The 24859-nt window shown below is 67.0% G+C and carries 20 protein-coding genes; all 20 read left to right on the forward strand.

Annotated elements, in window-relative coordinates:
- Window positions 1-336 precede the first annotated feature (336 nt).
- The 20 genes from ABCR88_RS17435 (at window position 337) to ABCR88_RS17530 (ending at window position 24848) form a co-directional block, all read left to right on the forward strand.
- Window positions 337-693 (forward strand): hypothetical protein, encoded by a 357-nt coding sequence (locus tag ABCR88_RS17435; RefSeq protein WP_236186651.1) that lies wholly within the window; start codon window positions 337-339, stop codon window positions 691-693.
- 397 nt (window positions 694-1090) lie between these two features.
- The gene (locus tag ABCR88_RS17440; RefSeq protein ID WP_003218556.1) at window positions 1091-2050 is read left to right on the forward strand and encodes a MoxR family ATPase; all 960 of its coding nucleotides are present in this window, start codon (window positions 1091-1093) and stop codon (window positions 2048-2050) included.
- 5 nt (window positions 2051-2055) lie between these two features.
- The gene (locus tag ABCR88_RS17445) at window positions 2056-2997 is read left to right on the forward strand and encodes a DUF58 domain-containing protein (RefSeq protein WP_011061032.1); all 942 of its coding nucleotides are present in this window, start codon (window positions 2056-2058) and stop codon (window positions 2995-2997) included.
- Window positions 2994-3488, forward strand: coding sequence for a DUF4381 domain-containing protein (locus tag ABCR88_RS17450; protein ID WP_232642285.1), 495 nt, complete (start codon window positions 2994-2996; stop codon window positions 3486-3488). The genes ABCR88_RS17445 and ABCR88_RS17450 overlap by 4 nt, the downstream gene beginning before the upstream one ends.
- Entirely contained in the window at window positions 3481-4557 is a 1077-nt protein-coding gene (locus ABCR88_RS17455) for a VWA domain-containing protein (protein ID WP_015635422.1), read from the forward strand. The genes ABCR88_RS17450 and ABCR88_RS17455 overlap by 8 nt, the downstream gene beginning before the upstream one ends.
- Window positions 4554-6299: a tetratricopeptide repeat protein gene (locus ABCR88_RS17460; protein ID WP_350402866.1), complete on the forward strand. Its 1746-nt coding sequence runs from the start codon at window positions 4554-4556 to the stop codon at window positions 6297-6299. The genes ABCR88_RS17455 and ABCR88_RS17460 overlap by 4 nt, the downstream gene beginning before the upstream one ends.
- Entirely contained in the window at window positions 6296-7930 is a 1635-nt protein-coding gene (locus tag ABCR88_RS17465) for a BatD family protein (protein WP_053151237.1), read from the forward strand. Before ABCR88_RS17460 ends, ABCR88_RS17465 begins: the two co-directional genes overlap by 4 nt.
- 256 nt (window positions 7931-8186) lie before the next feature.
- Window positions 8187-9431, forward strand: a complete 1245-nt coding sequence (locus ABCR88_RS17470; RefSeq protein WP_350402869.1) for an exonuclease SbcCD subunit D C-terminal domain-containing protein — start codon at window positions 8187-8189, stop codon at window positions 9429-9431.
- The gene (locus ABCR88_RS17475) at window positions 9428-13072 is read left to right on the forward strand and encodes an AAA family ATPase (RefSeq protein WP_350402871.1); all 3645 of its coding nucleotides are present in this window, start codon (window positions 9428-9430) and stop codon (window positions 13070-13072) included. The genes ABCR88_RS17470 and ABCR88_RS17475 overlap by 4 nt, the downstream gene beginning before the upstream one ends.
- Entirely contained in the window at window positions 13069-13689 is a 621-nt protein-coding gene (locus ABCR88_RS17480) for a glutathione S-transferase (RefSeq protein WP_041117907.1), read from the forward strand. The genes ABCR88_RS17475 and ABCR88_RS17480 overlap by 4 nt, the downstream gene beginning before the upstream one ends.
- Before the next feature lie 356 nt (window positions 13690-14045).
- Window positions 14046-16004, forward strand: coding sequence for an HAF repeat-containing protein (locus tag ABCR88_RS17485; RefSeq protein WP_350402874.1), 1959 nt, complete (start codon window positions 14046-14048; stop codon window positions 16002-16004).
- A 137-nt stretch (window positions 16005-16141) separates the two neighbouring features.
- Window positions 16142-16783 carry a DUF1345 domain-containing protein gene (locus tag ABCR88_RS17490; RefSeq protein ID WP_041117903.1) on the forward strand — a complete coding sequence of 214 codons (642 nt, stop codon included), beginning with the start codon at window positions 16142-16144 and terminating at the stop codon, window positions 16781-16783.
- Window positions 16784-16863: 80 nt separating this feature from the next.
- Complete coding sequence (locus ABCR88_RS17495; protein WP_041117902.1) at window positions 16864-17703, forward strand: AraC family transcriptional regulator; 840 nt, start codon at window positions 16864-16866, stop codon at window positions 17701-17703.
- A 50-nt stretch (window positions 17704-17753) separates the two neighbouring features.
- Window positions 17754-18365, forward strand: a complete 612-nt coding sequence (locus tag ABCR88_RS17500) for a LysE family translocator (RefSeq protein ID WP_350402876.1) — start codon at window positions 17754-17756, stop codon at window positions 18363-18365.
- Between the two features lie 126 nt (window positions 18366-18491).
- Window positions 18492-19433 (forward strand): choline ABC transporter substrate-binding protein, encoded by a 942-nt coding sequence (locus tag ABCR88_RS17505; RefSeq protein WP_065363901.1) that lies wholly within the window; start codon window positions 18492-18494, stop codon window positions 19431-19433.
- An 86-nt stretch (window positions 19434-19519) separates the two neighbouring features.
- On the forward strand, window positions 19520-20452 hold the full coding sequence (locus tag ABCR88_RS17510) for an alpha/beta hydrolase (RefSeq protein WP_350402879.1): 933 nt from the start codon (window positions 19520-19522) through the stop codon (window positions 20450-20452).
- Between the two features lie 142 nt (window positions 20453-20594).
- Window positions 20595-21611: a LacI family DNA-binding transcriptional regulator gene (locus ABCR88_RS17515; protein WP_350402881.1), complete on the forward strand. Its 1017-nt coding sequence runs from the start codon at window positions 20595-20597 to the stop codon at window positions 21609-21611.
- A gap of 66 nt (window positions 21612-21677) precedes the next feature.
- On the forward strand, window positions 21678-22460 hold the full coding sequence (locus ABCR88_RS17520) for a TIM barrel protein (RefSeq protein WP_015635409.1): 783 nt from the start codon (window positions 21678-21680) through the stop codon (window positions 22458-22460).
- Complete coding sequence (locus ABCR88_RS17525; protein WP_053151199.1) at window positions 22453-23415, forward strand: sugar kinase; 963 nt, start codon at window positions 22453-22455, stop codon at window positions 23413-23415. Before ABCR88_RS17520 ends, ABCR88_RS17525 begins: the two co-directional genes overlap by 8 nt.
- A gap of 137 nt (window positions 23416-23552) precedes the next feature.
- Entirely contained in the window at window positions 23553-24848 is a 1296-nt protein-coding gene (locus tag ABCR88_RS17530; RefSeq protein ID WP_041117890.1) for an MFS transporter, read from the forward strand.
- The last annotated feature ends 11 nt before the right edge of the window (window positions 24849-24859 follow it).

The raw sequence follows: 24859 nt of genomic DNA on the forward strand, positions 1-24859 counted from the left end.
TACAGGTGACCATCACAAATCAGACGCAACCTATTGCACTAAGAACAAATTGTCCGCTGCGCAGCTTAACGAGTGCGATGTGACAGCTGCTTGCGATGCTGCGACATATTCGGTCAACGGCACGCAGCAGAACGCTCACGCTTTGAGCAACACTAGCAGCCGCGGTGGAAAAACCGGTTTTTTTCCCCGGATTCACGGTACTTGCGTACCAAAAGTGACTGCCGCAGCGATTGTGTTCACGACCTGTTCTCTGACAGACAAGCCAGCAGAAATTCCATCGGGCTGGCAGAATTGTTTCCTTTCTGCCCGCCCGGCCACTCTCTCAGGAATGCCCCCATGCACATGACCACCGCCCACCTGATCGCCAACCCCTGTGACGACGAAGAAGACAACATGGCCATGCTCTGCTGCCACAGCACCCAGGGCGAGATGTTCCTGATGAGCCGCTACCCGGACGAAGACGAACTGGAGATCACCCTCGACGGCGAGCCCTCGACCCTCGATGGCGTCAAGGTGACCCTGAGCCCCACCACCCTGCTGATCGAAATCGCCGCGGCCGACGCCGACGCCCTGAACGGCGCCGACCACCTGGAGATCCGCCACAGCACTGCTGCCTCGGACCTGGCCGAAGTGGAGGAAACCCTGCAGAACATCCTCAAGGGCACCGGCACCTACATCAGCCTGCTGTCCTGACCCGCCGCCCTTCCCGGTAGGAACCCCAACACCGCGCCCGAGCGTAGGAGCTGGCTTGCCAGCGAAGGCGTCTTCGGCTCCGCCGCAAACCTTGCCGGCCTCTTCGCCGGCAAGCCGGCTCCGACCAGAACCCCAGCACCGCGCTCGACCGTAGGAGCTGGCTTGCCAGCGAAGGCGTCTTCGGCCCCGCCGCAAACCCTGCCGGCCTCTTCGCCGGCAAGCCGGCTCCTAGCGGGGCGCACGCGTGGTGCTGAATAAAACACGGATTTTTTTCGACTAATTCGCCAAATCAGGTTTTCCCCGTTAGTCGCCGACCCCCGCTATGGATTAAAGTATCGCCCCCAGCCCCGACGTTCCCTCAACGCCCGGGGCGCACCCTCTCCAGGAACAGTCACCGATGGAACATCGTGAAGCGCTTTTGGCGCTGCGAACCTTTCTTTCAACGCAGATTCTCGGCCAGGAAAAACTCATCGAGCGCTTGCTCATCGCCCTGCTCGCCGACGGCCACATGCTGGTCGAGGGCGCTCCGGGGCTGGCCAAGACCAAGGCCATCAAGGAGTTGGCCGAAGGCATTGAAGCGCAATTCCATCGGATCCAGTTCACCCCCGACCTGCTGCCCGCCGACATCACCGGCACCGAGATCTATCGCCCGGAAACCGGCAGCTTCGTGTTCCAGCAAGGCCCGATCTTCCACAACCTGGTGCTGGCGGACGAAATCAACCGCGCTCCGGCCAAGGTCCAGTCGGCCCTGCTCGAAGCCATGGCCGAGCGCCAGGTCAGCGTCGGGCGCAGCACCTATGAACTGTCGCCGCTGTTCCTGGTGATGGCGACCCAGAACCCCATCGAGCAGGAAGGCACCTACCCGCTGCCCGAAGCCCAGCTCGACCGCTTCCTGATGCACGTCAAGATCGGCTTCCCGGACGCCGCCGTGGAGCGGCGGATCCTCCAGCAGGCCCGCGGCGAAGCCCTGAACGGCGAGACCAAGCCCGAGCGCCGGGTCAGCCAGCAGGCGATCTTCGCCGCGCGCAAGGAAATCCTCGGCCTGTACATGGCCGATGCGGTGGAGGAATACCTGGTGCAACTGGTGATGGCCACCCGCACCCCGGCCAAGTTCGACCCGGAGATGGCCGAGTGGATCGCCTACGGCGCCAGCCCCCGCGGTTCCATCGCCCTGGACCGCTGCGCCCGGGCCCACGCCTGGCTCGCCGGCCGCGACTTCGTCAGCCCCGAAGACATCCAGGCCGTGCTGTTCGACGTACTGCGCCACCGCATCATCCTGTCCTTCGAGGCTGAAGCGGCCGGCATCGACCAGGACCGTGTGGTACAGCGCATCCTCGACGTCGTTGCCGTCGCCTGAAGCCCATGACCCAGCCCGTTGCCGAACCCGGCATTCGCATCACCCTCGGCGAGCTGATCGAGATGCGCCATCGCGTGCGCGAGGTGCAGCTGTTCTCCACCCCCAGCCAGCGCAGCCCGCTGATCGGCCTGCACCACTCCAAGCTGCGCGGGCGCGGCGTGGACTTCGACCAGGTGCGGGTCTACCAGGCCGGCGACGACGTGCGCACCATCGACTGGCGGGTGACCGCGCGCACCCAGGAACCGCACACCAAGCTGTTCCACGAAGAGCGCGAGCGGCCGATCTTCATCATGGTGGAACAGAGCCGCCAGCTGTTCTTCGGCTCGGGGCTGATGTTCAAGTCGGTGCTCGCCGCCCAGGCCGCAAGCCTGATCGGCTGGGCCGCCCTGGGCCATAACGACCGGGTCGGCGGGCTGGTCTACGGCGACGACGAGCACTACGAGATCAAGCCGCGGCGCAGCAAGCAGAGCCTGTTGCAGCTGCTCAACCGCCTGGTGCGGGTCAACCAGTCGCTGCACAGCGAAGCCCGGCCCCAGCGCGACGCCCTGGGCACCGCGCTGCTGCGCGGGCGCGAAGTCCTGCGCCCCGGCAGCCTGGTGATCGTGATCTGCGACGAACGCGCCCTGAGCGACGCCGCCGAGCAGCAACTGAGCCTGCTGTCGCGCCATTGCGACCTGCTGTTGATGCCCCTTTCCGACCCGCTGGACCACGCCCTGCCCGCCGCCGGCCTGCTGCGCTTCGCCGAACGCGGCGCCCAGCTGGAACTGGACACCCTGAACTACGACCTGCGCCAGGCCTACCGCGCCATGAGCGAAGCGCGCATCGCCCGCTGGGAACGCCTGGCGCAAAAGCTGCGGGTGCTGCTGATGCCCCTGAGCACCCAGAGCGAGATGGTCGAGCAGCTGCGCGAATACCTCAACCCGCAGCGCCCCGGAGCCGGCCGATGAGCAGCCTGGAACAACTGCAACCGCTGCTGCCGCCGCCCGCGGTCAGCCTGTGGCCGCCGGCCCCGGGCTGGTGGTTGCTGGCGCTGCTGCTGCCGCTGCTGGGCCTGGCCCTCTGGCACTGGCGCCACCTGTGGCCGCGCAAGGCCGTGCGCGCCCGCAGCGAGCAGCCCCTGGACCCGGTGCGCCTGGCCGCCCTGGCAGAGCTGGCGCTGCTGCCCAAGCCCTATGACGGTGCCCCCGCCGGCGCCTGGCTGCAGGCCTTGAATGCCCTGCTCAAGCGCCTGTGCCGCAACCATTACCCCTACAGCCAGAGCCACACCCTGAACGGGCGCAAATGGCTGGCGTTCCTCGACAACCGTTGCCCGGCCGCCGGCCTGACCCGCTGGATGGTGCTGGTGGAAGGCGCCTACAAGCCCGAGTGCAAGCTCGACGACAAAGCCATCGCCGGCCTGACCCAGGCGGTGGACACCTGGATTCGCAAGCATGTTTGAGTTCGCCTGGCCCTGGGTCTTCGTCCTGCTGCCGCTGCCCTGGCTGCTGCGCCTGGTGCTGCCGGTGGCCGACAGCGGCGAGCCGGCGCTGAAAGTGAGTTTTCTCAGTGACCTGGAAGGCCTGTCCAAGCGCCGGGCCCGCGCCCACCTGCCAGCCTGGCGCCAGCAGGTGCGTTTCATCCTGCTCTGGCTCCTGCTGCTGTTGGCCGCCGCACGCCCGCAATGGCTGGGCGAACCCTTGCCGGTGGCCGCCAGCGGCCGCGACCTGCTGGTGGCGGTGGACGTTTCCGGCTCCATGGATTTCCCCGACATGCAATGGCAGGACGAGGACGTCAGCCGCCTGAACCTGGTCAAGCACCTGCTGGGGGACTTTCTCGAACACCGCGAAGGCGACCGGGTGGGCCTGATCCTGTTCGGCAGCAAGGCCTACCTGCAGGCGCCCCTAACCTTCGACCGGCACACGGTGCGGGTCTGGCTGGATGAAGCGAAGATCGGCATCGCCGGCAAGAACACCGCCATCGGCGACGCCATCGGCCTGGCCCTCAAGCGCCTGCGCCAGCGCCCGGCCCAGAGCCGGGTGCTGATCCTGGTCACCGACGGCGCCAACAACGGCGGCGAGATCGCCCCCATCACCGCCGCCCGGCTGGCCGCCGAGGAAGGGGTGAAGATCTACCCCATCGGCATCGGCGCCGACCCGGAACAGAGCGCCACCCTCGGCGTGCTGGGCATCAACCCGAGCCTGGACCTGGACGAACCGGCCCTCAAGGAGCTGGCGCAAGTCACTGGCGGGCGCTACTTCCGCGCCCGGGACGGCCAGGAGCTGCAAGCGATCAAGCAAACCCTCGATCAACTGGAACCGGTGGCCCAGCAACCGACCCAGGCACGCCCGGCCCAGGCCCTGTACCACTGGCCCCTGGCCACGGCGTTGCTGCTCAGCGTGCTGCTGGTGCTGCGCGAGCGCTGGCCGCAGAACCCGCTGCAACGCTTCTTCACCCAGTCGAACTTCCTGCTGCCTGCCCATGACTGGCGCCAGCGGCTCAAGCGCCTGCGCTTGCGGAGGCGTCGATGATCAGCCTCTGGCCCCATTGGTTCCGCCCCGGCTGGTTGCTGGTGCTGCCCCTGCTGGCGCTGCTGCTGTGGAAGCTCTGGCACCGGCAGAAACGCGCCGGGCGCTGGCAGATGATCCTGCCCCCGGCCTTTCACGCCGCCCTGCTCAGCGGCGGCAATGGCCGCGAAAGCAAGCTGCCCTGGGTGGCCCTGGGCCTGGCCTGGCTGCTGGCAGTGCTGGCCCTGCTGGGCCCCAGCTGGCAGCGGGTGGAACAGACCAGCCAGAAACCCGCCGACCCGCTGGTGGTGCTGCTGGAGCTGACCCCACAGATGCTCGCCAACGACGTGCCGCCCGATCGCCTGGAGCAGGCCCGGCACAAGCTGCTGGACCTGTTGCAACTGCGCAGCGACGCGCAGACCGCCATCGTGGTCTACGCCAGCAGCGCCCACACCCTGGTGCCGCTGTCCGATGACCTGGCCACCAGCCGCAACCTGCTGGACGCCCTCAAGCCATCGATCATGCCCCAGGCCGGCCAGCGCGCCGACCTGGCCCTGCTCAAGGCCCTGAAGCTGCTGGACCAGGGGGCCCTGGGCCAGGGCCGGGTGCTGCTGATGGCCTCCTCCCTCAACGAAGAGGAACGCCAGGGCATCCGCCAGGCGCTCAAGGGCGACGCCCCGCAGTTGCTGATGCTCGGCTTCGGCAGCCGCGACGGTGCCCCGGTGGCCCTGGAAGACGGCAGCTACCTCAAGGACGACCAGGGCGCGATCCTGGTATCGCGCCTGGACAGCCCGGACCTCAAGCACTTCATCGGCGACGTGGGCGGGCGCTACCGCCAGGCGCGCCTGGACGACAGCGACCTGCGCGGCCTGGGCCTGCTGGGCGGCCCGCAAGGCCTGCGCAGCGACGGCCAGACCCTGCGCCTGGATACCTGGGCCGACCAGGGCTACTGGCTGCTGCTGCCGCTGTTGCTGCTGGCCGCCTGCGCCGGGCGCCGGGGCTGGCTGTTCTGCCTGCCCCTGCTGCTGTTCGCCGTGCCACAACCGAGCTACGCCTTCGACTTCAATGACCTGTGGCTGCGCCCCGACCAGCAGGGCCAGCGGCTTCTGCAACAGCAGCGCCCGGCGGAGGCCGCGCGGCATTTTCAGGACCCGCAATGGCAAGGCGTGGCCTTGTACGAAGCCGGCAACTACACTGCCGCCGCCGAGCGTTTCGCCGAGGGCAACGACGCCCGCGCCCACTACAATCGCGGTAACGCCCTGGCCCGCAGCGGCGAGCTGGAAGCCGCCATCGACGCCTACGAGCAGGCCCTGGAACGCCAGCCGGACCTGCAACCGGCGTTGCAGAACAAGGCCCTGGTGGAGAGCCTGCTGCAACAGCAACAGGCCCAGGCGCAAACACCGCCACCGGCGAAGAAGCCGGACACCCCCGAAGGCGACGACACCCGCCCGGGCCCCAGCGGCGCGGCCACCCAGCCACCACCGGGCAGCAATGGCCCGCAGGACCCTGCACAGACGCCGGCCAACGAAGGTGACACGCCGCCGCCGGATCCACAGGCCGCCGGCCACAGTGAAGTGCCCGGCAGCGAGCTGGACGACCAGCACACCACCACCCCGCTGCGCCCGGTGGAGGACAGCCTGGACGCTGAACACCAGCAGGCGCTGGAACAATGGCTGCGCAAGATCCCCGACGACCCGGGTGAATTGCTCAGGCGCAAATTCTGGTACGAACAGCAACAACATCAGGATCAGGGAAAAACTCGATGACCCGCTGCACCGCCCTACTGCTTGCCCTCGCGTTCTGCACTGGCCAGTCCCAGGCTGCCGGCCTGCTCGCCAGCCTGGACCGCAGCCAGGTCAATTCCGGGGAAACCGTCGAGCTGACCCTGGAGTCCACCGATGTCACCCAGTTCGGCAAGCCGGACCTGGCGCCCCTGGAGGCACAATTCGAGGTGCGTGGCACACGCCAGGTCAACCAGCTCAACGGCCTGGGGGACAACCACGCCAGTACCCGCTGGATCGTCACCCTGCTGCCGCGCCACACCGGCACCCTGGAAATCGCCCCGCTGCAACTGGGCAGCCTGCAGAGCCAGCCCCTGAGCCTGCAGGTCAACACCAGCCCGGCCCAGGACCAGAACGCCCGCCTGGAACCGGTGTTCATCGAAGCCGAGCTCGACCAGCCCAGCGTCTATGTCCAGGCCCAGGCCCTGCTGACCCTGCACATCTACCACTCGGTGCCGCTGTTCGACGACAGCAGCCTGAGCCCGCTGCTGCTGAGCGACACCCGGGTGGAACAGCTGGGCGAGCCGCGTACCTACGAAAAGCTCATCAATGGCGTGCGCCACGGGGTGATCGAGATGCGCTACGCGCTCTATCCCCAGCGCAGCGGGCCGTTGCAGATTCCCGCGCTGACCTTCAGCGCCACCCTGGCCAACCCGGACCCGGGCCAGGAAACCAGCTCGCAGACGCCCCGGGCCGGCAAGCTGATCCACGTCAGCTCCAGTGACATCAGCCTGCAGGTCAAGGCCAAGCCCGCCACCTACCCGGCCGACGCGCCCTGGCTGCCGGCCCGCAGCCTGAGCCTGAGCGAAAGCTGGAACCCGGAGCCCGAGCACCCTCAGGTAGGAGACTCCCTGACCCGCAGCCTGACCCTGCGCGCCGAAGGCCTGTCCAGCGCCCAGCTGCCGCCGCTGCCCCTGGCCGACGTCAATGGCCTGCGCAGCTACCCGGACCAGCCGCAGTTGAGCAACCAGCACGTTGAACAGGGCCTTTTGGGCATTCGCGAAGATCGCCAGGCGCTGGTGCCCACACGCCCCGGCAACGTCGAACTGCCCGCCATTGAAGTGACCTGGTGGAACACCGTCGAAGACCGCCTGGAAAGCACCAGCCTGCCGGCCCGGGCCCTGCAGGTGGCGAACAACCCGAGCCTGGTGGTGGACACCCCGGCAGGCAACGCCCCGGCCGGGCCCGACAGCGGCAACCTGTGGCTGTGGCAACTGAGCACCCTGCTGCTGGCTTGCACCACCCTGCTGGGCTTCGGCCTGTGGTGGCGCGCCCGCTGGCAGCCGGCGGTGCTGCGCGCCACCCAGACCGGCCCCAGCCCGCGCTCGCTGCTGGACGACCTCAAGCGTGCCTGCCAGGCCAACGACCCCCAGGCCACCCGCCAGGCCCTGGACGCCTGGGCCCGGCAGCAGCCCGAAACCCTGGCCGAAATGGCCGCGCGCTTCGTGCCGCTGTCCGACGCCCTGGACGGCCTCAACGGCGCGCTCTACAGCGAGACCGGCCAGTACTGGCAGGGCGAGGAACTATGGCGAGCGATACGCGCCATCCCGATCGACGAACGGGTCCAGGACCCGGTGGCGGACACCACCAGCCTGCCGCCGCTGTACCCCAAGTGACAGCAGCCGCGCAGCCCCCTGCCACGTAGGAGCCGGCTTGCCGGCGAAGAGGCCCGTAAGTCATGCAGCGCCCGGGCGGGCCCTTTCGCTGGCAAGCCAGCTCCTACAGCCACCTACCTGGAGCCAAGCCGTTGGGCCAATCTCGCCTGCATTTACCGCAGCGCCGGGCATGAACACGCATTTGCCAGTAAACTCTCTGCCCTTTCGCCGCGGTCACCCTTATGTGCGGCCAAGCCTTTTGCATGCGGAGCCTGCCTTGCGTCTGTTTCACACCTCCGACTGGCACCTGGGCCAGAACCTCCACGGCCAGGAACGCGACTTCGAACACGCCTGTTTCCTGGAGTGGCTGCTGCGCCAGCTCAAGCACGAACAGCCCGATGTGCTGCTGATCGCCGGCGATATCTTCGACACCGTAAACCCGCCGGTCAGCGCCCAGGAGCGGCTCTACGACTTCATCGTCAGCGCCCACGAGCAGCAGCCGGCCCTGACCATCGTGATGATCGCCGGCAACCACGACTCCGGCTCGCGCATCGAGCTGCCGGCGCCCTTGATGCGCCGCCTACGCACCCACGCCCTGGGCCGGGTGCTGTGGCTGGACGACGGCCAGCTGGACGCCGAGCGCCTGCTGCTGCCGCTGCCCGACGCCAGCGGCCAGGTCTCCGCCTGGTGCCTGGCCCTGCCGTTCCTGCGGCCGGCGGAAGTCACCGGCCGCCAGCTGGGCGACGACTACCTCAAGGGCATTGCCCAGGTCCACGAATGGCTGATCGCCGCGGCCAACGCCAAGCGCCAGCCGGGCCAGGCCCTGGTCGCCGTCAGCCATGCGCACATGGCCGGCGGCTCGGTCTCGGAAGATTCCGAACGCAGCCTGATCATCGGCAACGCCGAGGCCCTGCCCGCCAGCCTGTTCGGCCCGGACATCAGCTACGTGGCCCTGGGCCACCTGCATAAGCCGCAGAAGGTCAACGGCGAGGAGCGCATCCGCTACAGCGGCTCGCCGATCCCGCTGTCGTTCTCAGAGATCGGCTACCAGCACCAGATTCTCGACGTGCGCCTGGACGGCGAGACCCTGGTCAGCGTCGAACCGCGGCTGATTCCCCGCGCGGTGAACCTGCAACGCCTGGGCCCGGCGCCCCTGGGAGAACTCCTGACCCAGCTCGGCGAGCTGCCGGACATCGACCTGTTGGCCGAGGAGCAGCGCCAGCCCTGGCTGGAAGTGCGGGTGCGCCTGGACGAGCCCCAGCCGGACCTGCGCCAGCAAGTGGAAAGCGCCCTGCAAGGCAAGGCCGTGCGCCTGGTGCGGATCGCCGCCGAATACGCCGGCAAGGGCGCAGGCGACGGTGAAGAGGCCAGTGCCGAGCTGATCGAGCTGGACCAGCTGACCCCCGAAGAGCTGTTCCGCCGCGCCTGGCGCGACGCTTACGCCAACGAGGTGGACGAAGCCACCCTCAAGGATTTCGCCCTGCTGTTGCAGGACGTCCAGCAAGAAGGTGAACAGCCATGAAGATCCTGGCCATCCGCCTGAAGAACCTGGCCTCCCTGGCCGGCCCCTTCGAGATCGACTTCACCGCCGAGCCCCTGGCCAGCGCCGGGCTGTTCGCCATTACCGGGCCCACCGGCGCCGGCAAGAGCACCCTGCTGGATGCCCTGTGCCTGGCGCTGTTCGGCGCGGTGCCGCGGCTGAACAATATCGGCCGCGAGACCAAGGTCCCCGAGGTCGACAGCGAGATCCTCACCAGCGACCCGCGCACCCTGCTGCGCCGCGGCACCGGCAGCGGCTATGCCGAGGTGGATTTTGTCGGCATCGACGGCCGTCGCTACCGCGCCCGCTGGGAAACCAACCGCGCCCGCGACAAAGCCACCGGCAAGCTGCAAGGCAGCCGGCAGAACCTCACTGACCTGGACAGCGAACAGCTGCTGAGCAACCAGAGCAAGAGCGAATACAAGCAACTGATCGAGGCCCGCCTGGGGCTCAACTTCGAACAGTTCACCCGGGCGGTGATGCTGGCCCAGAGCGAGTTCAGCGCCTTTCTCAAGGCCGACGACAAGGAACGCAGCGAGCTGCTGGAAAAGCTCACCAACACTGCGGTCTACAGCCAGTTGGGGCGCCGCGCCTACAGCAAGAGCAAGGAAGCCGAAGACGCCCACAAGGAGCTCAAGGCCCAGGCCAGCGGCATCAGCCCGCTGGAGCCCGAGGCCCGGGCCGAGCTTGAACAGCAGTTGAGCCAGGCCCAGCAACAGCTCAAGGAGCAACAGGCCCAGCTCAGGCAGTTGGAAGCCCAGCACGTCTGGCTCAAGGAACTGCGCCAGTGGCAGGAAGCCCGGCAGAGCGCCGCCGAACAACTGCAAGCGGCCGAACAGGACGCCCAGGCCCTGGCCCCGGAGCGCCTGCGCCTGCAACGCCTGGAGCAACTGGCGCCGCAGCGGCACCAGTTCCTGCGCCAGGCAGAGCTGGGCGCCAGCCTGCTGCCGTTGCGCCAGCAGATCCAGCAGCAGGTCGAACAGCAAGGCGCCCTGCAACAACAGCAGGAACGCCTGCAACAGCAACTGCAGGACGCCGGCACGGCCCTGTCCCAGGCCCAGGAACAGCACAGCACCAGCGCCCCGTTGCTGCGCGAAGCCTTTGCTGAACAGGCCAACCTGGAGCGCCTGGGGCAGAGCCTGGCCCAGGCCGAGGCCCAACGCAGCCGCGCCGAGCAGGCCAGCACCGAGGGCCAGCAAGGCATCCAGCAACTGCTGGAAAAACAGCGCCTGGTGGGCGAACGCCTGGAGCGGATCGCCGGGCAACTGGCCCACAGCGTCGCCCTCGCCCCCTTGAGCGACGCCTGGAACGCCTACCGTGAACGCCTGCAACAGCTGATGCTGATCGGCAATCGCCTGCACCAGGGCCAGGCCGAACTGCCGGCCCTGGAACAGCGCGCCAGCAGCGCCGCCCAGCAACTGAGCGAGCAACGCACGCAGCTCGAACTGCTCTACAGCGAAGCCGGGGCCGAGCCCCAGGCGGTGGCCGAGCAGATCCAGTTGCTCGGCACCCTGCTCCAGGACAACCGCAAGCAGCAGCGCGCCGTCGAAGAGCTGGCCCGGCTCTGGGCCCAGCAGCGCGAACTGGACCAGCGCGGCCAGGCACTGCAGGACAGGCAGCAGGCGGTGGCCGCCCAGCGCGAGGAGCTGAACAAGGTCGGCCTGCAGGCCAAGGCCGAGCTGGTGCTGGCCGAGCAGACCCTGAGCGTCACCCAGGCCCTGCTGGAGCGCCAGCGGCTGGCCCGCAGCGCCAGCGTCGAGGAGTTGCGCGGGCAATTGCAGAGCGACCAGCCGTGCCCGGTGTGCGGCAGCGTCGAGCACCCCTACCACCAGCCTGAAGCCTTGCTGCAGAGCCTCGGGCGCCACGACGAGAACGAGGAAGCCAGCGCCCGCAAGACGGTGGACAGCCTCAAGGAACAGCTCAACGAACTGCGGGCCCAGGTCCAGGGGCTGATCGCCCAGCAGAAGGAATTCCTCCAGCAGCAGGAACAGCTGGCGAGCCAGCAGCAGGCCCTGGCCCCGAGCCTGCAAGCCCACCCCTTGAGCGCCAGCCTCCTGGACCAGGACCCGCCCAAGCGCGACGCCTGGCTGCAACAGCAACTCGCCCAGCTGCAGCAGAGCATCACCCAGGACGAAAACCGCCAGGGCGCCCTGCTGACCCTGCAAAAAGATGCCGCGCGCCTGCAAAACCAGCTGCAGGCGGCAATCGACGCCAGCCAGCAGGCCGCCCAGCACCTGGACAAGCAACAGCAGCAACTGAGCGCCGACCGCCAGCGCCTGGACGAGGAACTGGCCAGCTTCAGCCACCTGCTGCCGGCAGAGGTCCTCGACGGCCTGCGCCGCGACCCGGCCAGCACCTTCATGCAGCTCGACCAGCAGGTGCTGCAACGCATCGAGCAACTGCGCGAGCAGCAGGAAGAGGCCGAAGAACAGCAACAGCGCCAGCTGACCCTGGAAAAGGAACAGGACCGCCAGTTGACCCGCCAGCAACAACTGGCCGAGGCCCAACAGCAGTTCGACACCCTGCACCAGCAGCAACAGGCCTGCCAGCACAGGCTCGCCGAACTGCTGGGCCAGCAGCCCAGCGCCGAGCACTGGCAGCAGCACCTGGAGCAAGCCGTGGACCAGGCCCGCAGCGCCCAGGCCCTGGCCCAGCAACAGCAGCAGGCACTGCACCAGCAAGCGATCGAGTTGGGCGCCGAGCTCAAGGCCCGGGAAGAACGCCTGCAAGCCCTGGAAAGCGAACAACAGCAACTGGCCGCCAGCATCGAGCAGTGGCGCGCCGGGCACCCCGAACTGGATGACGCCGGCCTGCAACAGTTGCTGGAGCTGGACGAAGAACAGGTGCAGCAACTGCGCCAGCGCCTGCAAGACAACGACAAGGCCATCGAGCAGGCCAAGGTGCTGCTGCAGGAACGCCAGCAGCGCCTGGAACAGCATCAGGCCCAGCACAACGGCAACCTGGAGACCGAGCAACTGGCCCAGGCCCTGGAACAGCTGCAGCAACAGGCCCAGGCCAGCGAACAACAGGTGGCGGACCTGCGTGCACGGCAAAGCGAGGACCAGCGCCGCCAGGCCGCCAACCAGGCCCTCAACCAACGCCTTGAACAGGCCTACGCCCAGTGGCAGCGCTGGGCCCGGCTCAGCGCCCTGATCGGCTCGGCCGAAGGCGACAAGTTCCGCAAGATCGCCCAGGCCTACAACCTCGACCTGCTGGTGCACCACGCCAACGCCCAACTGCGCCAACTGGTGCGCCGCTACCGCCTCAAGCGCGGTGGCAGCATGCTCGGCCTGCTGGTGCTGGACACCGAAATGGGCGACGAACTGCGCTCGGTGCACTCGCTGTCCGGCGGCGAAACCTTCCTGGTGTCCCTGGCCCTGGCCCTGGGGCTGGCCTCCATGGCTTCCAGCACCCTGAAGATCGAATCGCTGTTCATCGACGAAGGCTTCGGCAGCCTCGACCCCGAGTCCCTGCAACTGGCCATGGATGCCCTCGACGGCCTGCAGGCCCAGGGCCGCAAGGTGGCGGTGATCTCCCACGTACAGGAAATGCATGAACGGATTCCGGTACAGATCAAGGTCAGCCGCCAGGGCAATGGCCTGAGCACCCTGGAGGTGAAATGAGCACGCTGCAAACGCCGGGGGCGACCCTTTACTCCTTCCGCCGCTGCCCCTACGCCATGCGTGCGCGGCTGGCACTGCGCTATGCCGGGGTGCCATTGCGGATTGTCGAAGTCAGCCTCAAGGCCAAGCCGGCCGAGATGCTCGCGCTGTCGGCCAAGGGCACGGTACCGGTGCTGGCACTGGAGGATCGGGTGATCGATGAAAGCCTGGAGATCATGCACTGGGCCCTGGCCCAGCATGACCCCGAGGATTGGCAGCTCACGGCGGACCCGACGGCCCAGGCGCAGATGGCGGCACTGATTGCCGAGAATGACCAGGTGTTCAAGGTGCACCTCAATCGCTACAAGTACGCCGAGCGCTACCCCGAGGCGCCCATGGAGCACTACCGGACCCAGGGCGAGGCGTTTCTGGCGCGCCTGGATACCCTGTTGCAGCAGCGCCGCTATCTGCTGGCGGCGCATCCGAGCCTGGCGGACATGGCGCTGCTGCCGTTTGTTCGCCAGTTTGCCCATGTGGACCGGGAGTGGTTTGCCCAGACGCCTTACCGCTCCTTGCAGGAGTGGTTGCAGGAGCAACTCGAATCAGAATTGTTCCTGGCAATCATGGCCAAACAATAACTTTCACAAGATGCGTGTATCGGCAGCCTAAAATAGATTGAGCTGCCGAAATAACCAGCTTTCAGAATTTTCCTAAAGACTTCATCCGCAACTAATAACTAAACTAATTCAACACACAAAGTTCATATCCAACACAGCAATTAGTTAAACACCCAGTTACTAATCGCATGTAAGCAAGACAACTTCGACTCACGCCATCGCGCCCCGCCCGGCCCCAAACCCCAAGCCATCCGGGCATCACGCCCTCATCACTGCGTAAACCAAGCCTTTACCTCGGCAGTAGCCTGCTCGCCCATAAAAAAACTTCGATTACTCAGGCCGCTGTAATCACTTCCTTTATCGCCAGGTTCATTACATTGAAATCGCCTTTTGCAACAGCCGCACTAACACTGATCTATGGAATGATTTATTCAGCACAGTCCTGTGCCGACCTTACTATCGACCTGAGTTCTTTGGGCGCTGATGGCTCGGTAGCCTATGGCGTATCGGCTGACGGCCATTTCATCGTCGGCACGGCGTTCGCGAACGGCAATCAATATGCGTTCAAGTACAGCGATGCGACCGGCATGGTCAATCTGGGCACACTGGGTGGCGTTCAATCCTATGCCAAGGCCGCATCCGCTGATGGCAAGGTGGTCGTGGGATTCGCCGGCGTCTCCAGTAACAACGCTCACGCCTTCAAGCACACCGACGCCACCGGCATGATCGACCTGGGCACCTTGGGAGGACTTACCTCACAGGCCACGGGCGTGTCCGCTGACGGCTCCGTTGTCGTAGGCGATTCGACTACCACCAATGGCGACTATCGTGCGTTCAAGCACACCGATGCGATGGGCATGATCGATCTGGGCACCCTGGATGCGGGCAACAGCGGCTACTCCTTTGCCACCGCCGTGTCCGCGGACGGCAGCATCGTCGTGGGATACGCTGATATCGATGCCAGCACAGACACGCAACACGCCTTCAAGCACACCGACGCGAACGGCATGATCGATCTGGGCACCCTGGGAGGGCAGACCTCACAGGCATTCGGCATCTCCGCTGACGGCCATGTTGTCGTGGGAATGGCCCAGACAGCTACAGGCGGCACTCAAGCGTTCAAGCACACTGACGCTGCCGGCATGGTCGGCCTGGACTCCTGGGGTAGCGATTCCTTCGCTTATGGCACTTCCTCCGACGGTAGCGTCATCGTAGGTGTAGCCGCGACGGCCACTGGCTATGTCCATGCATTCAGGCACACCGATGCCAGCGGCATGGTCGACCTGGGCACCCTGGGCGGTGAAACGTCAGCGGCGACCGGCGTCTCCGCTGACGGCAATGTTGTCGTGGGCCTCAGCCTTACGGGTGAAGGAGCCATGCACGCCGCGCTATGGAAAATCACCGAAACAGGCTCCCACCTTGTCGACCTGGACAACACCCGCACCGCCATGGCCAAGAACGCCGATCGGGCCTGGGGGATGCTCGATTTGCGCAGCGAACAGCTGGCTCGATTGATGAGCCAGGAATGCCAGATCGACAGTGGCTCGTTCTGTATCGGTGTGGGCCCAAGCTACAGCCGCAACAGCGTGGCCAGGCAGACCAGCATGAGCCTGACCCTGGGGGTTCGTCCCACCGAGCATCTGCGCCTTGGCGTCACCCTGGATCAGGACCTCGATCGGCAACTGCCGGACAACTACACCAAGGCAGGGTCGGTAGCACCGGCGGTCGCCCTCTTCGCCGCCGTTGATGAAACAGGCCACGGGCTGGGTTGGCAGGGCCGTGTGGCCGCAGCCTATGTGTCTTCCAAGGTCGACATCACACGCGAACAACTGGCTTACACCGAGGCCGGCCAAGGGCGTTCGAGCCTGCGCGGCAAGTCCTTGAGCATCGAAGGCGCCTACGGCGTGATGCTCAATGCAATGACCCTGACGCCGTATCTGGGCCTCAGCCAGACTCAGGTCAGCCGCCAGGGCTATCGTGAAAACAGCGGCGCGGTGTTTGCAGCCAGCTACGCGAAAATGGGCCGCACGACCACCAGCCTGAACCTCGGTGTGCGGGGCGCCAAAAAGCTCACCCGGCAGCTGGAACTCAGTGCCAACCTGGAGCTGACCCAGGACCTGCGCAACAAGCGCGATGCCTTTCAAGCCCAAATGGAGTACCTGGGGCGCTACACCTACCAGGCCGAAAAACAGCACGACGCTCGCCTGGGCGCAGGCACAGGAGTGAGCTATGCCCTGAACGAACACAGCGCCGTGCATACGGGCGTGTTCTGGGCGCAGCAGCCAGGTGGCAATGATGTGACCGGCATTCAGACAGCCTTCACTTATCAGTTCTGATAGCAGCCTGCCCCGCCGGCCTGAGTTCGAGGGCGGCCGGGGATGCGGGTGCACGTTCGCCATTCCGTGATTCGGGCGGGCCCGGGAGCCAGGCGTCATGCTAAGGTTTGGCCACTTCCACTCTCGCGAAAATGCCCATGTCCGTCGTCATCCGCACCCACCCCCGCTTGACCATCGGCGTCCTGATCGGCTGCGCCATTGGTCTGCTCGCTCCTGCCCAGACCCTGACCGGCAAGATCCTCATTGGCTGGAACGCCGCTGTCTGGAGCTACCTGGCAATGATGTTCTGGCTCACCGTTCGGGCCCGGGCCGATGAAGTCAGGCGCATCGCCGAAGCCGAGGATGAAAACGCCGGCCTGGTGCTGTTGATCGTCTGTGTGGCGGCCATCGCCAGCCTGGTGGCGATCACCCTGGAGCTGGTGGGCAGCAAGGACCTGGACAGCACCCAGCGCCTGGTCCACTACGGCTTCACCGGGCTGACGGTGATCGGCTCCTGGCTGCTGGTGGGGGTGATCTTCAGCCTGCACTACGCGCGCCTGTACTACACCTGGGACGGCAAGGAGCCGGCGCTGCGCTTCGCCGAAGGCCCGACCAACCCGGACTACTGGGACTTCCTGTATTTCTCCTTCACCATCGGCGTCGCGGTGCAAACCTCGGACGTCGGTGTGGCCACCCGCGAGCTGCGCAAGATCGTCCTCGCCCAATCGCTGATCGGCTTTCTGTTCAACACCGCAATCCTCGGTTTCTCGATCAATATCGCCGCCGGGCTGTTCAGTTGAGGCTGCACAAAACTTCTAGACCCCAGCCCTGGCAGCGGCGTTAACTGCCAGGGTTGCCGCCACGCCCCACGGACCGCCCCATGACCACGCCCAACTGGATCGACCTGGCCCAGGATGCCGACACCGGCATCGAGACCCTGAGGGCCCATTTCACCGGCCACGCCTATGACCCGCACTGGCACGACAGCTACCTGGTGGGCGTCACCGAGCAAGGGGTGCAGCAGTTCAACTGCCGCCGGGCCCGGCACCAGAGCACGCCGGGCAAGGTGTTCCTGCTGGAACCGGGGGAGATCCACGACGGCGAGGCCCCCACCGAGGGCGGCTTTACCTACCGCATGCTGTACCTCGACCCGCCGTGGCTGGAGCGCGAACTGGGGGCGCTGTTCGCCGAGGCGCCGGCCAATGCCCAGCTGGCATTCGGCAGTACCCTGGCCAGCGATCCGCGCCTGGCCCGGGCCACCAGCGCGGCCTTTCACAGCCTGCACCATGGCGAGTTGCGCATCGTCCGCCAGAGCGCCCTGGACCAGTTGCTGGAACAACTGACCGGGCACTTGCACTGGCGCCGGCGCTACAACCAGGACCCGCGCCTGCCGCTAGTGGCGCAACGGGCCCGGGACTACCTGCATGCACACCTGGCCCAGGACCTGAGCCTGGAAGCCCTGAGCCAGGCCTGCGGAGTCGACCGCTTTCGCCTCAGCCGCGCCTTCAAGGCCGCCTTCGGCCTGCCACCCCATGCCTACCTGGTGCAACTGCGCCTGAGCCGGGCACGCCGCCTGCTGGCCGGAGGCGCAGCGCCGGCCGAGGTCGCCACAGCCCTGGGCTTTGCCGACCAGAGCCACCTGGGGCGCTGGTTCATGCGTGCCTACGGGCTGAGCCCGGCGTTGTATCGCAAGCGCTGCACAAAGCTTCCAGACGCCTGAAAGCACCTGGGCCAGGATCAACTGCCGATCACTTCCCAAAGTTGCCCGCCATGCCCCTGCCTCTCTCGACCCTGCTGCCCTTTGTGCTGTTTGCCTTCGTCGCCTCCATCACCCCGGGGCCGACCAATATCCTGGTGCTGAACAACAGCGCCCGCCATGGCCTGCGGGCGGCGCCGCCGATCATCCTCGGCGCGGCGCTGGCCGCGGCCGGGATCGTGCTGCTGGTGGGCGCCGGCCTGGGCGACTGGCTCGCCGGCAGGCCCAAGGTGCAGCAGGCCATGCAGTGGCTCGGGCTGCTGTGGCTCAGCTACCTGGCCTGGCAGATCTGGCAGGCCCCGGCCAGCGCCCTGGATGCCAGTGCCGGGCAGCCGCGCCGCCTGGGGCTGGCCGGCGCCGCCGCGTTGCAACTGGTGAACCCCAAGACCTGGATGATGGCCCTGGCGGTGGTCAGCGTGTTCGCCGGTACCGAGGCCGACCGACAGTGGCGGGCGCTGTGGCTGTCCCTGGTGTTTTTCCTCATCGCCCTGCCGTGCCTGGGCGCCTGGGCACTGCTGGGGGCCGGTTCGGCGCGCTGGCTACGCTCGCCCCAGGCGCTGAAGGCATTCAATCGGGGCATGGCCCTGCTGTTGCTGGCATCCACCTGGATGAGCCTGTGGGCCTGAGGTCGCCACAGTGCAACGGGCGGTCGCTCCAGTGCCTTTGGCTCGGCACCGGGGCGCTGTAGGGTGGCGCACACGGCGCAACAAGACGCCGCCCGAACAAAAACCACTGCCCCACGAGAGCCTCCGATGAAAACACCGTTCAAGCGTTGTTTCCTGGCCTGTTGCGCCAGCGCCCTGCTGAGTGCCCCGACCTGGGCCGCCGAGCCCGCCGCCTGCAAGACCGTGCGCATGGGCGTGGTCAACTGGACCGACGTGATCGCCACCAGCGCCATGGCCGACGTGCTGCTCGGCGGCCTGGGCTACGACAGCAAGCAGACTAGCGCGGTGCAGCAGATCATCTTCGCCGGCATTCGCGACCGGCGCCTGGACATCTTCCTCGGCTACTGGAAACCGGCCATGGACCAGAACATCGCGCCCTTCCTGGCCGCCGGGCAGGTCAGGGTCATGGCCCAGCCCAGCCTGGCCGATGCCCAGGCGACCCTGGCAGTGCCGGACTACGTGGCGCAAGCGGGCCTGAAGACCTTCGCCGACATCGCCCGCTTCAAGGAGCAGCTGGGGGGCAAGATCTACGGCATCGAACCCGGCAGCGGCGCCAATACCACAATCAAGACCATGATCGACACCGACCATTTCGGCCTCAAGGGCTTCAAGCTGATCGAGTCCGGCGAGGCCGGGATGCTGGCGGCGGTGCAGCGGGCGATCAACCGCAAGGAGTTCGTGGTGTTCGTCGGCTGGACCCCGCACCCGATGAACATCAACCTGGCCATCACCTACCTCACCGGCAGCGAGGACGTGTACGGGCCCAACGAAGGCGCGGCCACGGTGTCCACGGTGACCGCCCCGGACTATGCCGAGCGCTGCCCCAACGTCGACCGGCTGCTGAAGAACCTGAGCTTCACCGCAGCCCAGGAAAGCCAGCTGATGGTGCCCATCATGCAGCGCCAATCGCCCCAGGAGGTGGCCCGGCAATGGTTGCGCGAGCATCCCGAGGACCTGCAGCGCTGGCTGGCGGGGGTGACCACCTTCGACGGCCGCGATGGCGTGGCAGCGGTCAAAGCGAGCCTGTAGCCCCCTCTGCAGGAACCGGCTTGCCGGCGCAGGCGGTCTCACGGGCCCTTCGCCGGCAAGCCGGCTCCCACACTCCAGGACTGTCCATGAACCATTACCCGCTTTCTGCCGAGCTGGCGGCCTTTGTCCAGCGAACCCTGAGCTACACCAGCGTCGACAGCAGCTTCCAGGGCCTGCGCGACAGCTACGAGCGCATGTGCCGGGCCTTCACCCCGCCTCGCCCTGCCGGGCTGGCGGTACAGGAGCTGCAACTTTCCGGGGTGCCACTGCGCCTGTATCACCCCGAGCGCCCGGCTGCGCCTTCGGGCTGGCCCTGGCTGTTGTACCTGCACGGCGGCGGCTGGGTGCTGGGGGGCCTGGACTCCCACGAGTTCATCACCGCCCGCTTGGCCAGCGAGCTGGGAATACTGGTGATCGCCGTGGACTACCGGCTGGCCCCGGAGCACCCGTTCCCCGCCGCCTTCGACGATTGCCTGGGGGTCTGGTGGGCCCTGGAACAAGGGCTGCTGCCCCTGCCACTGGACCCGCAGCGCCGGGTGCTGATGGGCGACAGCGCCGGCGGCAACCTGGCGGCGGCGCTGTGCCTGGCCCTGCGCGATGCCGGCGAACCCGGGCCGGCGGCCCAGGTGCTGGTCTACCCCGGCCTGGGTGGCGCCGCCAACCTGCCCTCACGCAGCCAGTGCGCCGACGCGCCCTTGCTCAGCAGCAGCGACCTGGATTGTTTCCAGGCCCTGTACCTGCCCGGCCCGCAGCAGCGCTCGGCCTATGCCCGGCCGCTGCTGGCGCAACAGTTCGCCGGCTTGCCGGCGGCCTTTATCGCCCTGGCACAGTTCGACCCGCTGCGCGATGACGGCGAGCGTTATCACCAGCACTTGCTCGCAGCCGGTGGGCAAAGCCAGCTGTACCCGGGCCTGGGGCTGGTGCACGGCTGCCTGCGTGCCAGGGGCCTGGCCCCTGAAGTGGATGCCCTGTACAGCGCCCTGCTGGCCTACCTGGAACAGTACCTGGGCCGCCGCTGAACGCGACCGTTGGTCAGCCACCGACCTGCGTGGATGCTATTTCCTGCCTCTGCACTATTGACGGCCGAAGCGCTTTTGCGGTTTCCTGAAACCGGTTTCAGCACAACTGGAACCCATAATTCCAAAAACAAGGTCGTCGCCCGTGAATCAGTTTTCCGCCGCCCAGCGCAGCCGCGTCACCATGCTCGATGTCGCCCGCCGCGCCGGGGTCTCCAAGGCCAGCGTGTCGCGCTTTATCGGCGAGGACCGGGCCCTGCTCTCCGATGCCATTGCCCTGCGCATCGATCAGGCCATCAGCGAACTGGGCTACCGCCCGAACCAGATGGCCCGCGGCCTCAAGCGCGGGCGCACCCGCCTGATCGGCATGCTGGTGGCCGATATCCGCAACCCCTATTCGATTGCCGTGATGCATGGCGTGGAAACCGCCTGCCGCCAGCACGGCTACAGCCTGGTGGTGTGCAACACCGACCGCGACGACGAACAGGAAGCCCGGCACCTGGCCAACCTGCGGGCCTACAACATCGAAGGCCTGATCGTGAACACCCTGGGCCACCACCTGGAACAGTTGCAGCAATTGCAGGAAGAGATGCCCATGGTCCTGGTGGACCGTAAGCTCTCGCAGTTGCAGGCCGACCTGGTGGGCCTGGACAACCCGGCGGCGGTGCGCAGCGCCCTCGACCACCTGCAACAGCAGGGTTATCGCGACCTGCTGCTGGTCAGCGAACCCCATGACGGCACCAGCTCGCGGCTGGAGCGCAGCGCCAGTTTCCAGGCCGAGATCGAGCGCCGTCCGGCCTTGCGCGGCCAACTGCTGGAAACCGGCAGCCACCTGACCAGCCAGTTGCAAGCCTTTCTCGCCGCCCCCGGCCCCGGGCCCAAGGCGCTGTTCTGCGCCAACGGCGTGGCGACCCTGGCCGTCACCCGCGCCCTGCGTGAGCTGGAGTGCCCGCTGTTCGAAGGCGTGGGCCTGATCGCCCTCGACGACCTGGACTGGTACCCCCTGGTGGGCAATGGCATCACGGCCCTGGCCCAGCCCACCGAAGCCATAGGCACCAGTGCCTTCGAATGCCTGCTCAAGCGCCTGCGGGGCGACGATGCCCCGGCGCGAGTGGTGGATTTTCCGGCGCAGTTGATCGTGCGCGGCTCCACCCGGTTGTAACAGTGGGGGCAAAGCCCACCACTTTTTTCTCGAACAAAAATGAAACCGGTTTCAGAGGTCAGGAACATGCAGCAATCCCCCGTCTCCATCAGTTTGTCCAGCTACGGCGCAGACCTTGTGCGCGCACAGGGTCAGGCGCATTTCATTCCCCTGGTGGCCGCCGCCGGCGCGTCCTGCATCGAATGGCGCGAAGAACTGCTGACCCATGAGCAGCCCGCCGAGCTGGCCCGCAGCGCTGCGGAGCACGGCCTGGAAAGCGTGTTTTCCTCGCCCCTGGAGTTGTGGCAGGCCGAGCGCAGCGAGCCCAACCCGGACCTGAGCGCCACCCTGCAACGGGCCCGGGAGTTCGGCGCCAAGCGGCTCAAGGTGTCCCTGGGGCACTTTCGCGAACACCACGACCTGCGCAGCCTGGCCAGCCTGCTGTTTCGCCAGCCCCTGGCCCTGCTGGTGGAGAACGACCAGACCGCCCACGGCGGGCGCATCGAGCCGTTCCAGCGCTTTTTCAGCGCGGTAGAGGCGCTGAACCTGCCGCTGCGCATGACCTTCGACATCGGCAACTGGCAATGGCAGGAGCAATCGGCGCTCAACGCCGCGCGCCTGCTGGGCCGGCACGTGGCCTACGTGCACTGCAAGGCGGTGCGCCTGCGGGTCGACGGCAAGCTGGTGGCCATACCGCCCGGCGCCCCGGAGCTGCATCAATGGGAACAACTGCTGCGGCACATGACTCAAGGTATTACCCGGGCCGTGGAATACCCCTTGCAAGGCACCGACCTGCTGCAAGTGACCACCGAGCAGGTCAGCCTGCTGGCCCACCTTGGCCAATCGCGCCTGGAGCATGCAGATGCCTGATATCGATATCCTCTCGTTCGGCGAAACCATGGCGATGTTCGTTGCCGAACACGGCGGCGACCTGGCCCAGGTCCAGCACTTCCACAAGCGCATCGCCGGGGCCGACAGCAACGTGGCCATCGGCCTGGCACGCCTGGGCTTCAAGGTGGCCTGGCTGAGCCGGGTAGGCAACGACTCCCTGGGGCGCTTCGTGCTCGACACCCTGCGTGCCGAAGGCCTGGACTGCCGTTTCGTGCGCTGCGACCCGATCCATCCCACCGGCTTTCAGCTCAAGTCCCGGGAAGACGGCGGCGACGACCCGCGGGTCGAGTATTTCCGCCGCGGTTCGGCGGCCAGCCACCTGGCCATCGGCGACGTCGACCCGGCCCTGCTGCGGGCCCGCCACTTGCACGCCACCGGCATTCCCCCGGCGCTCTCGGACTCGGCCCGGGAGCTGTCCGGCCACCTGATGCACACCCAGCGCAGCGCCGGGCACAGCGTGTCGTTCGACCCCAACCTGCGCCCCGCCCTGTGGCCCAGCGAAGCGCTGATGATCCGCGAGATCAACCGCCTGGCGGCGCTGGCCCATTGGGTACTGCCGGGGCTCGCCGAAGGCCGCCTGCTCACCGGCCGCGACGACCCGGCGGACATCGCCGCCTTCTACCTGGACCAGGGCGCCGAAGCCGTGGTGATCAAGCTCGGCGCCCACGGCGCCTACTACCGCACCCAGCTGGATGCCGGCTTCGTCGACGGCGTGCCGGTGGCCCAGGTGGTGGACACCGTAGGCGCCGGCGACGGCTTTGCCGTGGGCCTGATCAGCGCCCTGCTGGAAAGCCGCGGCATCCTCGAAGCGGTGCAGCGGGCCAACTGGATCGGCAGCCGCGCGGTGCAGAGCCGTGGCGACATGGAAGGCCTGCCCTTGCGCCACGAACTACCGGAGCACACGCCCAGCCTGAAAACCGCCAGCGCCCTGTAGGCGCTGGCTTGCCAGCGAAGACGCCCGCCCGGCGACACACGCCCCAAGGGCCCCTTCGCCGGCCAGCCGGCTCCTGCAGTGACCGAACACCACGAACCACCTGCTGCGACAAAAACAACAAGCTCAGGAGAACTTTCATGGACACGCTCAAACTCGCCACCCGCCGCTGGTGGTACATCATGCCCATCGTCTTCATCACCTACAGCCTGGCCTACCTGGACCGCGCCAACTACGGTTTCGCCGCGGCCTCGGGCATGGCCGACGACCTGCAGATCACCCCCGGCCTGTCCTCGCTGCTGGGGGCGCTGTTCTTCCTCGGCTATTTCTTCTTCCAGGTGCCCGGGGCGATCTACGCGCAAAAGCGCAGCGTGAAGAAGCTGATCTTCGTCAGCCTGATCCTCTGGGGCGGCCTGGCCACCCTCACCGGGATAGTCGCCAACGCCTACATGCTGATCGGCATCCGCTTCCTGCTGGGGGTGGTAGAGGCCGCGGTGATGCCGGCGATGCTGGTGTACCTGTGCCACTGGTTCACCCGCGCCGAACGCTCCCGGGCCAACACCTTCCTGATCCTCGGCAACCCGGTGACCATGCTCTGGATGTCGGTGGTCTCCGGCTACCTGGTGCAGCACTTCAGCTGGCGCTGGATGTTCATCATCGAAGGCCTGCCGGCGGTGATCTGGGCCTTTATCTGGTGGCGCCTGGCCGACGACCGGCCCAACCAGGCGCAGTGGCTGAGCCAGGACGAAAAACGCGACCTGGAAAGTGCCCTGGCCGCCGAACAGCAAGGGATCAAGGCGGTGAAGAACTACGCCGAGGCGTTCCGCTCGCCCAAGGTGATCATCCTCGCCCTGCAATTCTTCTGCTGGAGCATCGGGGTCTACGGCTTTGTCCTGTGGCTGCCGTCGATCCTCAAGCACGGCGCGCAGATGGACATGGTGGAAGCCGGCTGGCTCTCGGCCCTGCCTTACCTGGCGGCGGTGATCGCCATGCTGGCGGTGTCCTGGGGCTCGGACCGCACCCAGAAGCGCAAGCGCTTCGTCTGGCCGCCGCTGCTGGTGGCGGCCATCGCTTTCTACGGTTCCTACCTGCTGGGGGCCGAGCACTTCTGGTGGTCCTACAGCCTGCTGGTGATCGCCGGGGCCTGCATGTATGCGCCCTACGGGCCATTCTTCGCCATCGTTCCGGAGATCCTTCCGGCCAACGTCGCCGGTGGCGCCATGGCCCTGATCAACAGCATGGGCGCCCTGGGCTCCTTCGGCGGCTCCTACCTGGTGGGCTACCTGAACAGCGCCACCGGCTCCCCCGGCGCCTCCTACCTGCTGATGAGCGGCGCGCTGCTGCTCTCGGTACTGCTGACCCTGTTGCTCAAACCCGGTGCCGACCAGCCGCAGGCCAAGGCCCTGCCCCTGCGCCGGCGCCTGGCCCACCCTTGAAACGGTCTAGA

Source organism: Pseudomonas sp. W17 (assembly GCF_040268305.1).
In the GTDB taxonomy this organism is placed as follows: Bacteria; Pseudomonadota; Gammaproteobacteria; order Pseudomonadales; family Pseudomonadaceae; genus Aquipseudomonas; species Aquipseudomonas protegens.